Annotated in this window: 11 protein-coding genes; 10 read left to right on the plus strand and 1 reads right to left on the minus strand. The window is 54.7% G+C overall.

Annotation, left to right across the window (positions count from 1 at the left end):
* The first annotated feature begins 17 nt into the window (after positions 1–17).
* From ACFSDB_RS03775 to ACFSDB_RS03800, 6 genes are all read left to right on the plus strand, one after another.
* Positions 18–1,088 (plus strand): S-layer homology domain-containing protein, encoded by a 1,071-nt coding sequence (locus ACFSDB_RS03775; RefSeq protein WP_204890917.1) that lies wholly within the window; start codon positions 18–20, stop codon positions 1,086–1,088.
* Positions 1,089–1,273: 185 nt separating this feature from the next.
* Positions 1,274–2,350: an S-layer homology domain-containing protein gene (locus ACFSDB_RS03780; protein ID WP_204890916.1), complete on the plus strand. Its 1,077-nt coding sequence runs from the start codon at positions 1,274–1,276 to the stop codon at positions 2,348–2,350.
* A gap of 67 nt (positions 2,351–2,417) precedes the next feature.
* Positions 2,418–2,774: a hypothetical protein gene (locus ACFSDB_RS03785; RefSeq protein WP_204890915.1), complete on the plus strand. Its 357-nt coding sequence runs from the start codon at positions 2,418–2,420 to the stop codon at positions 2,772–2,774.
* Between the two features lie 85 nt (positions 2,775–2,859).
* A complete protein-coding gene (locus tag ACFSDB_RS03790; protein WP_204890914.1) occupies positions 2,860–4,383 on the plus strand; it encodes a glycosyl hydrolase family 28-related protein in 1,524 nt (507 codons plus the stop codon).
* Positions 4,384–4,980: 597 nt separating this feature from the next.
* A complete protein-coding gene (locus tag ACFSDB_RS03795; protein ID WP_204890913.1) occupies positions 4,981–5,598 on the plus strand; it encodes a hypothetical protein in 618 nt (205 codons plus the stop codon).
* Positions 5,599–5,724: 126 nt separating this feature from the next.
* Positions 5,725–6,711, plus strand: coding sequence for a BadF/BadG/BcrA/BcrD ATPase family protein (locus tag ACFSDB_RS03800; RefSeq protein ID WP_204890912.1), 987 nt, complete (start codon positions 5,725–5,727; stop codon positions 6,709–6,711).
* A gap of 637 nt (positions 6,712–7,348) precedes the next feature.
* Here ACFSDB_RS03800 and ACFSDB_RS03805 read toward each other — a convergent pair.
* Positions 7,349–8,083 carry an NERD domain-containing protein gene (locus ACFSDB_RS03805; protein ID WP_204890911.1) on the minus strand — a complete coding sequence of 245 codons (735 nt, stop codon included), beginning with the start codon at positions 8,081–8,083 and terminating at the stop codon, positions 7,349–7,351.
* Positions 8,084–8,304: 221 nt separating this feature from the next.
* On the opposite strand from ACFSDB_RS03805, the gene ACFSDB_RS03810 reads away from it, so the two are divergent.
* The 4 genes from ACFSDB_RS03810 (at position 8,305) to ACFSDB_RS03825 (ending at position 12,122) form a co-directional block, all read left to right on the plus strand.
* A complete protein-coding gene (locus ACFSDB_RS03810; protein ID WP_204890910.1) occupies positions 8,305–8,646 on the plus strand; it encodes a hypothetical protein in 342 nt (113 codons plus the stop codon).
* Positions 8,647–8,823: 177 nt separating this feature from the next.
* Positions 8,824–9,972 carry an HD domain-containing phosphohydrolase gene (locus tag ACFSDB_RS03815; RefSeq protein ID WP_204890909.1) on the plus strand — a complete coding sequence of 383 codons (1,149 nt, stop codon included), beginning with the start codon at positions 8,824–8,826 and terminating at the stop codon, positions 9,970–9,972.
* A complete protein-coding gene (locus ACFSDB_RS03820; protein WP_204890908.1) occupies positions 9,969–10,319 on the plus strand; it encodes a DUF3307 domain-containing protein in 351 nt (116 codons plus the stop codon). The genes ACFSDB_RS03815 and ACFSDB_RS03820 overlap by 4 nt, the downstream gene beginning before the upstream one ends.
* Positions 10,320–10,325: 6 nt before the next feature.
* The gene (locus tag ACFSDB_RS03825; RefSeq protein ID WP_204890907.1) at positions 10,326–12,122 is read left to right on the plus strand and encodes an adenylate/guanylate cyclase domain-containing protein; all 1,797 of its coding nucleotides are present in this window, start codon (positions 10,326–10,328) and stop codon (positions 12,120–12,122) included.
* Positions 12,123–12,186: the final 64 nt, after the last annotated feature.

Below are 12,186 nucleotides of genomic sequence, written 5' to 3' on the forward strand. Positions count from 1 at the left end.
GGACAGGGAGTGGACATATGAAAAAGAAGTTGATCACGGCAATGGTTTTATTGCTTTCCATGGTGTTAATGGTGCCGTCGGTATTTGCGGCGTCGGATCTACCAAAGGACCACCGCTTTTATGAAGAAATCACGTATTTGATGGACAAAGAGATTGTAACCGGTTATTCGAACGGCACCGTCCAGCCGGACCGAGTAGTGACGCGCGCGGAAGCGGCGATCATGATCGCCCGCCTGAAAGGCTTCAGCAGCGCACCGCAGGAAACGAAATTCAGCGATGTGCCGAAAAGCCATCCGGCAAGCGGCTATATTGCGGAAGCGGTGAAAGCGGGCTTGCTGTCAGGCTATCCTGGGGACACCTATAAACCGGACGCGCCGATCATCCGCGGCGACATGGCGATGATCATCAAGCGTGTGTTCGACCTCGGCCTCACCGGGCAATGGGAGTTCAAGGACGTCTCGAGCAATATGAAAGCCTATGATGCAGTCCAGACGATGCTTCTCGGGAATATCACGATCGGCTATCCGGACAAGACATTCCGGCCGAACCTGAAAGTGACGCGCGGCCAATTCTCGGCATTCCTGGCGCGCGGCATGGAGCCGAAATTCAAGAACGATGCAACCATCCCGAACAGCTACCTGCGCGACAAAACGAAAGTGTATGTGCTGGAGTCAGGTGGAGAGCGAGTCACTCACACATACAAAATGCATACGATCGACCCGACCCTGCCAAAAGAGTTCATGTGGGTATTGGAGAACAATGTGAACAGCAACGTTACTGCAAATGTCGAAAGCGAAAGCTATGATGGCTATACCGTCGGCTTCCCGTATTCCGAGTCGTATACCGACTTGGCTTATCCGGTCAAAGCGGGCAAGGAATTTGTCTATAAATACCTTGGTTTATACGATAAAGAAATGCGCACAATCACCGGCGTCAATAAAACCGTCGCCACAAAATACAAGACGTTCACGAACGCAACAGAAGTGACCGACGCAAAAGGCACCAAGCATTATTATGTGGAAGGCCATGGCAAAGTCAAATCGGTCCAGCCTTCCGGCGCAGTCTATGAACTAGTGGAAGTCCGTTGATCGGAAACGAACCCTCTTCTTTCGAAGAGGGTTTTATTTATACAAAGGATTATGCAGGGAAGAACACGAATTAGAACGGAGAAGTTCCTAGCACCGATGCACACTGCAGAAAATGATTTCCCATCAGATTTTCCATCGCCGCCGGCCTAAGTAAACAGCGTTTACTATGAAGTGGGAGTGATTGGATGAAAAAGAAGTGGATCGTGATCATGGCAGTCTTGATGAGTTTGATGTTGGTAGTTGCGCCGGTATCGGCAGCGCCGGATTTGCCGAAAGAGCATCAGTTTTATGAAGAAATCACCTATTTGATGGACAACGGGATTGTGACTGGCTATTCGAACGGCACCATACAGCCCGATCAGGCAGTGACCCGTGCAGAAGCGGCGATTATGATTGGCCGGCTGAAAGGCTTTGATGGCGCAAAACAGGCAACGCCGTTCAGCGATGTACCGAAAGACCATACGGCAAGCGGCTTTATTGCCGAAGCAGCGGAAGCGGGATTGTTGTCGGGGTATCCGGATGGCACCTATAGACCGGATGTACCGATCGTCCGCGGCGACGTGGCGATGATTGTGCAGCGTGTGTTTGGCCTCAGCATTACGATCAATTCAGGCTTCAGGGACATGCCGGAAGGGATGAAATCCTTTAAAGCAGTCGGGACGCTGATTGCTGCCAATATCACCATCGGCTATCCGAACAACTCATTCCATCCGCTTGAAAATATAACACGCAGCCAATTCTCGGCATTCCTGGCGCGCGGCATGGAACCGGAGTTCAGGAACAAAGCGACGATCGGGGATTCTTACTTGCGCGACAAGACGAAAGTGTACGTGATGGAAGGCGCGGGCGAAGCGGTCACGTATCGTTACCGGAAGTATTCGATACGGGACGGTGCACCGCCGGAATGGGTATGGGTAATGGAAAGGAGTGCTAATGCGGCGCCGGCCGCTATAGTTGAAGCCGAAACGTATTCCGGATATTTTACCGGACCTCCATACAAGGATCTCTTCTTCGATTTGCCTTATCGGCAAAAGGTAGGCACAGGATTTCTCTATGCAGTTTACTTTGATCCATTCAGAGAGGTCGGCCGCACCATCACCGGCTTCAATCAAACCGTCGAAACAAAATACAAGACATTCACTGATGCCACAGAAGTGACCGATGAAGAGGGAAATAAATATTATTACGCCCATGGCCATGGCCAAATCAAACAGGTCAATGCAGACGGCACAGTGCTATCCCAACTTGTGGACATCCGCTAAAGGGCGTGTTACCCTCTTCGAAAGAAGAGGGTTTTTATTCGACTGAATCATGAAAAGAGGTGCGGAAATGGTTGGAAGACAAGATTTGGTGCTGGTGCTGGAGGAGTATGAATGGGCGTTTTCGGTGCGGCTGCTCGACCGGAACGGCACGCTGTTCAGTGAGAGCCGGTTCCCGAAAAATCCGTCGGTCGCAGAGGTGCGGACGCTCGTCGGAACGCTGACGCATATTTTCGGCAATTTCAACCGCGTGACGTATAGCCGTAATTTCCATACGATTTGGGACCACGACGCGCGTCCGGATTTTTTCGGCAAGTTCATGGCGGAACTGTTTGCAACGCATAACGACGGCGGCTGGGACGGCTTCAGCGACTTTCTCGCACGCCAGGAGCGGAAGGTGGATCCGACGGAAGGGTTGCCTTTTTGATGTTCGGACCCCAGCGTTTTGCGATCAGGCAGGATTTCGGGGTTCATTCGTGGAATAAAAGAAAGTAGACACAGGGGGTGCACCGATGGCGTTCAGTTCGAAAAAAAGCAAAGCGAGCCAGGCCAGGCTCAAGAAAATGGCGGAGGAAGTGACGTTCAGCGAACGCCCCGACAAGACGTTCAACGTCCGGGCGTTTGGCGCAAAAGGCGACGGCAAAACCGACGACTGGCGCGCGCTGCAGCAGGCGATCGCGTTCGCATACAATAAAACCGGCGGCGGCACGCTGTTCTTCCCGCCCGGCACGTACCGGGTCAGCGAACCGCTTGAAGTGCCGGAAGTCGGCGCGGAGTCGCAGAAAATCGTCTCTTGGGTCGGCTACAGCGACCAGACGACGATCATCGCGCCGTCGAAGAAAATGGATTACATTGTCCGCATGCGCGGCAGCAACGGCCACATCAAAGGCATGAAATTCATGGGGACCGATCCCGGCAACGGCTTCCAGCAGAATGCGAAAGTGTGCATGCTGGCGACCGATATCAAGAACAAAGTGTTTTCGAACGTGTCATTTTCCTGGGGCGCGGTCCACGGGCTGCAGATCACGGGCGAGGGCAATAACAATCTTTGCGTGTTCGACCAGTCGTGCAAATTCGAACAGAACGGCAAGGTGCTGAAAGGGACGGACGCGAGAGGTTCCGGCGGCAAAGTGACGTTCTCGAGCCTTAAGCTCGGCGCAAGCAATGTCCACGTCGGTGCGTTCCTGAAGATCGGCTCAGGACCAGGTTCGGTCCACCACATCGACCGCGTCGACGGCAACAGCATCGCCGTGTCGCCAAATTTGCGCCGGGCGCTGGATAGCGGTACGGAGTACAGCATACATATCGGCAGCGGCCTACAGCTGGACCGCGGCAGCGACAATAACGTCTACGGCATCTACGATTGCCATTTTGTCGGCAACGCGGGAGCGGGTCTTGTGCAGCGCGGGCTTTACGGCCATAACGTGCAGGGCGGCAACTTCGATGCGAACGGCATCGCCGGCATCCACATCGGCAGCGGCACAATCGGCACGACGCCGTCCTACTCGAACACGATCCAGCACGCGTATTTCGAAGCGAACGGCTACGCCAATATCATCCTCGACTACCCGTCCGGCCTCTCCATCATCGAACCGCTCCTTGCGCAACCGCGGGACGGCACCGGAGGCGGCATCGACTCGATCACGTCGCTCCGCAACCTGCCATTTGACTACTCGACCACAAGCGTCCTCCACAACGGCCGCCTGTACAATTACGTGCTTGCCACCACCGGCAGCTTCGCCATCGAAATCGGCGCCGCCCACCGGATCTCCGTCAACCAGCCGGCGAACGCGCGCGGCGGCGCCATCATCAAGCTGCCCGCACCGCCCGCGCACGAGTTCGGCGAAGAGCTCGAAATCTTCGTCGAAGACAGCGGCGGCGAACCGGTCCAGCTCACCTGCGACTTCGCGAAAGTCAACAACGTGGCCGGCCGCTTCGGCGTCCAGGCGCCGGCCGGGATCGGGTATAAGATTACGGCGTTCTATAGCCGGCGGCATGCGTCCTGGATGGTGTCGCATACGGTGCCGATCCAATAGGGAGTTTTTGCACTTTAAGGGAGAGATCCTTTGGGGTGTTTTTTTGTTTGGGGTGAGGTTTTGGAGTTAGTGGGAATTCGGGGTGGTTTAGTGGCAACTCAAGGTGATTTAGTGGCAACTCGCGTGGGTTAAGTGGGAATTCGAAGTAGCTAAGTGGGAATTCGGAAAGGTGTGTGAAGTTCTGAAGAACCGGGAGAAGGTTTCTAGTATGGAGTGTATTTTGAGTTTTCGACTTTCCTGATCGAAAACCAGAGAATGATGCTTTTCGCTGGAGCGAAAAGCGAAAGGGATAAAACAAAAACCTGGCCCGGGAAGAGTGGTTGGTTGGAACTTGTGGCAAGTTGGTTGGAATTCAAAGGGAGTTGGTTGGAACTCAATCCAAGTTGGTTGGAATTCAATATTTGAAGCTAATGTGTATGTGCTACTTAGAAGAAAAATCCACTAATTGTAAAAAAATAATTGTTAATAACTGGATTTTAGGTTATCTTTGTATATAGGACTATATACACAAGTGGAGTGGTCGCTCATCTAATACAGCGGATCACCTTCTATTAGCAAGATCCAAAATCGTTTGTTCAAAGAAAAGAGGCACATCAAGTGGAACACAAAGAACACTTCAATCTCATGCAATTTTTCGAAGGCTATGTCCGAAATTATCGCCGCTTCAATCTGTCGACGGTCCATAACCGCTCGATGATCACCCAGCGCGAGATCAGCCATTTTGCCAACCTCGGAGAAATGCTCGGGTTTGATTCCTTTATTGAAGACACGAAGTTCGACGCGGCGCGTGGGCGCTCCCGGCCGATGGATTTGGCTTGGTGGAAGCTCGACATCGACCAGAGCGAGGAGGAGTATGCGTTCTTGGCGCTGCATCTGGAGCGGGAGAATGTGCGCTCGAAGGATATGGAGACGATCGACAAGCTGTTTTCGGAAACCTACGCGAATTATGTGCCGCATAATGTCATCGGCATCCAGCACATTGAGTCGGTCGAACGGATGGCTTTTTTAAACGAAGAAGTGGCAAGCCGCAATGCGCTGCAAGGCTCTGCAGCGCTGATGATGTATTGGCATTACGACCGCAAGGCGAATAAAAACTATGTCTACGGCGAATTTTTCGGGCCGTACGGCGAGCGCGAAAGCAAGCAAGCGCTTTGTTCAGCGGATTCGTTCGGCTATTGGTCGATGAATTTAGTGAAGGTCCAGCCGGTCGGCTGAATAAAGAATGGGCTGTGTGCAGATTTTTTGCACGCAGCTTTTTGTATGGAGAATTTGAAATAAAAACGAGTTAATGTATAGTTAGTTTATAAGGGTTATATGGTTTTATTGAAAAGAGGGACTTTTGTGAGCCGAGAAGTGATAGTTGGAATTGACGGAGGCGGCACATTCACACGTGCGGCAGTAGCTGATTTGGACGGAAATATACTGGGATTTGCCAGAACCGCAGGCGCTCATCCGAAAAAGAATCATGAGCCGGGAGAAAATGTCCGGGCGGCCATCTTGGGTGCTTTGGAAGACGCAGGCAGCAAGGTGGATGCGGTCCGTTCGACGGTAGCTGGATTCGCAGGCGTGAACGCACCGGAAGACCAGGTGTGGGCGCGGCAATTTCTCACGGACAGCGGCTTGCAGGGGAGTGCGCAGGTCTTCAATGACGCGGAACTTGCGCAGTTCGGGGCCTTCCTGGGTGGTCCTGGCATCATGGCGGTCTCGGGGACGGGTTCGATAGTGGTGGGGAAAACGGAGAGCGGACGCATCGTCAGGAATTACGATTTCCACCACGAGGAGGAAGCGTCAGCGCGTTTTTTGTCCTATTCGGTGATTTATGATTTGATTACACGCGATGCGGGGCCGGAAAATGCGGCGCTGCTCCAAAAAGTCCTGCAGTTTTGGGATGTACAAACGGTCGACGGCCTCCGGCTTCTGGCGGCAAGCGGTTTTTGCAGCGACAGAATCGAGGCGCGCAACCGGCTGAGCGAGATGGGGACACTCGTCACGGACGAAGCAGAAAGCGGCAACTCCATTGCCATCAACGCCTGTGAGAAAGTGATCGACACGCTCGGAACCGGCATCGGCCTGGTGTCGGCTGTGTTTTCTTCGGAAACGGTGCCGCTTTCCTTGGTCGGCGGCGTCGCGAGAAATCCGTTCACGCAAAATCTCATCCACCAATACCTCGACAATGGCAAGACGAATAAAACCTATCATTATCAGCAGCCTCAGCTGTCGCCGGTGCTCGGCGCGGTGCTGTATGCGCTCAATGAAGTGAAGGGGCATGCGTGTGAGCAGGTTCTGGAAAGGCTCTTGGTGAGCGAGAAGGATCATGATTTTTATTGAAGGCATTGTTTTGGTGAAGCCGCATCTGGGAGTGTTCCGGGTGCGTTTTTTTATTGCTTAAAGTGGAGTCTTTCTTGATGTAGGTTGGAATTCAGAGCGAGTTGGTTGGAATTCAAGGGGAGTTGGTTGGAATTCAGATCCATTTGGTTGGAACTCAGGCCGAGTTGGTTGGAACTCGGCGAGAGGACCATGAAGTATGCTCTTTCACATCTGAAAATATGTCACAAGGAGCCTGATCTCACACCAAAACCCAAAGAATGATGCTTTTCGCTAGGGCGAAAAGCGAAAGGGCAGGAGCCAAGTGGGAACTCAGGCGTGTTTAGGGGTAATTCGCTCGTCCCAAGTGGCAATTCACGCAAGCCAAGTGGGAACTCGATGAAACTACTTCTCACACCAAAACCCAAAGAATGATGCTTTTCGCTGGCGCGAAAAGCGAAAGGGCAAGAGCCAAGTGGTAACTCAGGCGAGTTTAGTGGCAATTCGCTCGTACCAAGTGGCAATTCACACAAGCTAAGTGGCAACTCGGACAAGTTTAGTGGCAAGTCGCCCACCCAAAGTAGAATTTCACACACCCCAAGTGGAACCCTGCACAAAACCACAAAAAAAGCACCCAGCAAAAACGCTGGATGCAGCCCCCTCAAGCAGTGAACCGGCACTTCGGATACGCGGAGCAGCCGGTGAAAGAGCCATGCTTGCCATTCCGGGCAATGAGCGCCTCGCCGCATTTTGGGCAGATGCCGGCGGCGGTCTGGGCTTTTTTGCGTGCTTGGGTGTCTTTGATTGTGGTGACGTGCTGTTTTTTCGCTTCGCGGTCGGTGATGTTCGCCTTCGAAAGATGGTCGGCGTAGGCGAGGACCAACGAACGTGACAGCAGCGGTTCGCGGTAGCTGCGGATGGTGCGCACCAGGTCGCCGGTGTGGACGACGTGGGTGTGCTCCGATTTAATGTCGATTTTCTTCAGTTCGCTATTGCCGGTGAAGTTGACGATCGACACCATCGGTTCGGTATAGCCGGGCAGATGGGCTTGGAGCGTCTTGATGTGGCCGAAGTTCTGGCGTACCGGGTTGTGGAAGCGGTGCTTCGAGCGGTAGATGGTCTGCGTCCACTGCGCGCTGTGCTCGGAGCCGAAGATCCAGCCTTTGTAGTTTTTGGTCTCGATGACGAAGATGCCGTTCGGACCGAGGACGATGTGGTCGATCTGGGTCGTCGCGTCCGGCGTCTTCAAGGTGATGTTGTGGAGCACTTCGAACGATTCTTTGTCGAGCCGCTTGAGCGCCAGGCGGACGCCGAGTTCACCGAACCAGCCTTTGACAACAGGCGACTTCAGGATAGCGGCTAAAACGATCATGAATGCAAGGAAGAGAAATGGCATAGGCACCTCGTGGATTTTGTATTTAGGACTATTATCTCTCTTATTCCCTGATAGTGGAAGAAAAAATTCCAGTATCAAGAAAAATAAAAAATTCTTTCCGGTTTTATTCAAAAAAGCCGTTAACAAATTGCCGAAACCTGCCGATATCATACTTATAGCCTACCATGTGTTGGGAAAGGTGAGGAGAAATGATTACGATTAGACAGGAGACCTTTATGTTAATGAAAGAAGCGATTCGGACCCCTATTACAAACCTTGAAACGCATGAACTTGTTCAATTGATCGAGACCTTGGACGGCGATGACAAACGTATCGCGGAGAACGCGCTGATGCAGATCCGCCTCCTGCAGGACGAGCTGCAGAATGAAAAAGGGCGCATGCAGGAAGTGACGTCATTTTTCCACAGCTGGACAGAAGGCTTTGACGACATTTTGAAGACCCCGGTGAACATCGAAAACCACGAGCAATTGCAGATCCGCTATCCGGCGCTCCGCAACTCGGCGAAAAACCTCATCGACAGCTGCCGCAAGAAAATCAGCGAATTCCGCACGGTGCAAAAATAACGGCCAGGCACGCAATGCAAAAGGTCCTTGGGATGCAGATTCCAAGGACTTTTTTTCTAGAAAAAACAGGAAAGAATTTTATCTTTTTTGGTAAAAATTCATGCTACAATAACGACAGATAGCGCGGGCTTGCGGACTCCTACGGCCATGGCGCACGTATGGAGGAAGAGGGATCGCATGGTACAGACAAAGGAATTGCAGCATAAAGTGCAGGAGCTCATGAGCCTGCTTGAAGCGTTCAAGCAATTGAACTCGAATATCGAAATCCACGATGTGTTCCAGGACATCCTGCTGCAGATGGTGCACGTCATCCATGCGGAAGCGGGGACGCTGTGGGTGGTGGACGGCGAAGCGCAGAAGATCCGGGCCGTTGCCGCATACGGCGGATCGGCGCACAACATCCTCCACCTCGAATTGGAGATGGGGGAAGGGATTGTCGGGAAAGTCATCGCAGGCGGTGCGGAACTATTGATCGAAGACGTGCCGGCGCACCCGGATTGGTCGAACCGCGCTGACGCCACGAGCGGCTTTGCGACGAAATCGATGATCACGGTGCCGCTCGCGGTCAAAGGGCAGGTGCTCGGCGCGCTGCAATTGGTCAACAAGAAAGACGGCCGGCAGTTTACGGAACAGGACATGTCGCTCGCGCTGATGCTCGCGAACCAGTCGGCGCTTGCGCTCCACAACAGCCAGATGTTCGACCAGGTGTCGCGCATGCTCCTCAGCATGATCCGCACGCTCGCCAAAGTCCTCGATGCACGGGACCCGTATACAGCGGGCCATTCGGAGCGGGTGGCGAGGTATTCGCTGTGGATCGCCGAGCGCATCGGCATGGAGGGCGCAGAAGCGGAAGAGCTCTACAAGGCGGCGCTGCTCCACGACATCGGCAAGATCGGCATCCCGGACGACATCCTCCGGAAGCCCGACCGCCTGACGAATGAAGAATACGCACAGATCAAGCTTCATACGGTCATCGGTGCGGAGATTCTCTCGAATATGGAACCGAAGCCGGCGATGAAGAACGCCATTGAGACGGCGCGTTCGCACCATGAGCGGCTCGACGGCACCGGCTATCCGGATGCCTTGTCAGGCGCTGACATCCCGCTCTTTGCGAAGGTTGTCGGGGTCGCCGATGCGTTCGATGCGATGACGACGGCGCGCTCCTACAGCAAAGGCTTGTCGCTTCGGGACGGCGCCGCAGAACTCGTGCGCTGCAAAGGCACGCTTTTCGATGAACGCCTGGTGGAAGCGTTCGTTGCCATTTTGGAAGAATGCGAATATGATCCCGAACGGTGCCGCGAACGAAACGGAGGCTACCGGCTATGACGCAATTCGAGGTTTTATTGATCGGCCACCTGATCGGCGACTTCCTGCTGCAGACGAGCTGGATGGCGCAGCATAAAGCGAAGCGCTGGGGGCCACTCCTCACGCACGTCGCCGTCTATACGAGTGTCGTCAGTGCGTTCGGCTTCGCGTCGGGCGGCCTGTCGTGGGCAGCGGTCGTGCTCATTTTCCTGAGCCATGTCGTCTTGGACCGCAAGACGTTCGTCGCGTTCTGGGTGCGGCGTGTACAGATGGTGCCGCCAAACGCCCAGCCGTGGCTCTTGATCATGGCCGACCAGATTTTCCATATTATCATTTTGGCCCTGGCCATTTTGATTTCATCGAGGTGACCCTAAATGGCATTGAAACCAAGAATCTATAGCGCCGAGAAGGAATACGCGCTGCCGAAAGAAACGCTTTGGCAGGTACTGGCGGACAACAACCGGCTGAACGAATACATCGGCCTGTTCCCCGTGACGTTCCGCAACATCGCAAAAGAACAGGGCGGCATCTTCTACCGTGAAGCGCAGGCGAAAGCGCTCGGGCTCGTGCCGCTCCTGTGGCAGGAATACCCGTTCCAGTGGGAGGAAGGCAAAAGCTACACCGTCGAACGCTTCTACCCGGAAGGCCCCGTCAAGCATTATACGTGGGGCATCGAATTTCTAGACACCCGTGAGGCGAATAAAACCCGTATCCGCGTATCGGGCACGTTCGTGCCGCGCAATGCGCTTGGCATCCTTGCGATCGACCTCATCGCCGCGCCGTCGGTCAAGAAGACCCTCGCCTATATGGACGATTTTCTCGCAGCCGGCGCAACCGAAGCGCACCAGGCGCCGCAGAAAACGACGGACCATAAAGTGAACTTGCAGGAGATCGGCCGGCTTGAAGGCGAGCTCCGGAAATACCCGGTGAGCGAGGGATTCATCCTAGCCTTGCGCAGCCATCTGATCCACAAAAGCGGACATGACGCCGCGCAGATCGAGCCGTACCCGGTGGCGCGCGAATGGCAGCAGGATCCCGATGACGTGCTGCGCGGCATGCTGTACGCCGCAAAAGCGGGAATGCTGACGCTCAGCTGGAACCTGATCTGCCCGAACTGCCGCGTGTCGAAAACCGAACACAGCTCGCTAGCTGAACTGCAGCCGGAGTTCCACTGCGACCTGTGCGGCGTCAATTACGACGTGAACTTCGACCAGTCCGTCGAACTGCATTTCTCCGTCCATCCGTCGATCCGGAAAGCCTACGCCGAAGTCTATTGCGTCGGGGCGCCGATGATCACGCCGCACGTCAAAGCGCAAAAGATCGTACGCCGCGGCGAATCGGCCGAGTTCGCGGTTCCGCCGATTGACGGCCTGCGCCTGCGCGTGCTGCAGGCGAACCATACGGCGCAAGTCGGTTCAGCGGAGGGCGCGCCGAGCATCACTTACACGGACGCCGGCTGGTCGCACGCCTCGGTTTCCGGTTCTGCGCCGATCCGTGTGGAGAACGGCAGTAGTGCGGATATCCTCGTCGTCCTCGAAGAGGTTTCCTGGCGCAGCGAAGCCGTCACTGCCGCCAAAGTGACCGCAATGCAGGAGTTCCGCGACTTGTTTTCTTCGGAAGTGCTGTCGCCGGGGCAAAACATCGCCATCGGCCACGTGACCATCCTCTTCACCGACCTCGTCGGCTCGACGTCGCTCTATGAGACGGCGGGCGATTCGAGCGCGTACGGCCAGGTGCGCAGCCATTTCGATTTCCTGGCGGCGCGCATCGCGAAAAATTCCGGCAGCGTCGTGAAGACGATCGGCGACGCCGTCATGGCGGTGTTCCACGTGCCGGGCGACGGCTTGAAAGCGGCGCTCGAGATCCAAAGGGAGCTCGCGGATTTCAATAAAACCCGGGGCGAAGCATTCGTTCTCCGCATCGGCCTCTTCAGCGGCCCGGCGATCGCCGTCAACTCGAACGACCGCCTCGATTATTTCGGCCGCACCGTCAACATCGCGGCGCGCATCGAGTCGCAAGGAAGGGGCGGCGACATCGTCTTCCCGCGGAACTACCTGGAGCAGGCGAACTTAAAGTCGCTGCTTGATGACACCGGGTTGGAGCCGTTCGAAGCGCAGCTCAAAGGCATCGAAGGTGATATGGAACTTGTGCGCGGCACCGTCCGGAGGTAATTCGGGATTTTCTACCGGCGTTAGTGAGGGTTTCTATCGGTGTTAGGGAAGGGTCCTATCGATG

Source organism: Planococcus chinensis, assembly GCF_042681545.1.
In the GTDB taxonomy this organism is placed as follows: Bacteria; Bacillota; Bacilli; order Bacillales_A; family Planococcaceae; genus Planococcus; species Planococcus chinensis.

Excerpts from the sequence above, each read along its gene's own strand:
- ACFSDB_RS03815 (WP_204890909.1), top strand. The coding sequence starts at position 8,824 with ATGGTACAGACAAAGGAATTGCAGCATAAAGTGCAGGAGCTCATGAGC.
- ACFSDB_RS03820 (WP_204890908.1), top strand. The coding sequence starts at position 9,969 with ATGACGCAATTCGAGGTTTTATTGATCGGCCACCTGATCGGCGACTTC.
- ACFSDB_RS03785 (WP_204890915.1), top strand. The coding sequence starts at position 2,418 with ATGGTTGGAAGACAAGATTTGGTGCTGGTGCTGGAGGAGTATGAATGG.
- ACFSDB_RS03775 (WP_204890917.1), top strand. The coding sequence starts at position 18 with ATGAAAAAGAAGTTGATCACGGCAATGGTTTTATTGCTTTCCATGGTG.
- ACFSDB_RS03810 (WP_204890910.1), top strand. The coding sequence starts at position 8,305 with ATGAAAGAAGCGATTCGGACCCCTATTACAAACCTTGAAACGCATGAA.
- ACFSDB_RS03790 (WP_204890914.1), top strand. The coding sequence starts at position 2,860 with ATGGCGTTCAGTTCGAAAAAAAGCAAAGCGAGCCAGGCCAGGCTCAAG.
- ACFSDB_RS03805 (WP_204890911.1), bottom strand. The coding sequence starts at position 8,083 with ATGCCATTTCTCTTCCTTGCATTCATGATCGTTTTAGCCGCTATCCTG.
- ACFSDB_RS03825 (WP_204890907.1), top strand. The coding sequence starts at position 10,326 with ATGGCATTGAAACCAAGAATCTATAGCGCCGAGAAGGAATACGCGCTG.
- ACFSDB_RS03780 (WP_204890916.1), top strand. The coding sequence starts at position 1,274 with ATGAAAAAGAAGTGGATCGTGATCATGGCAGTCTTGATGAGTTTGATG.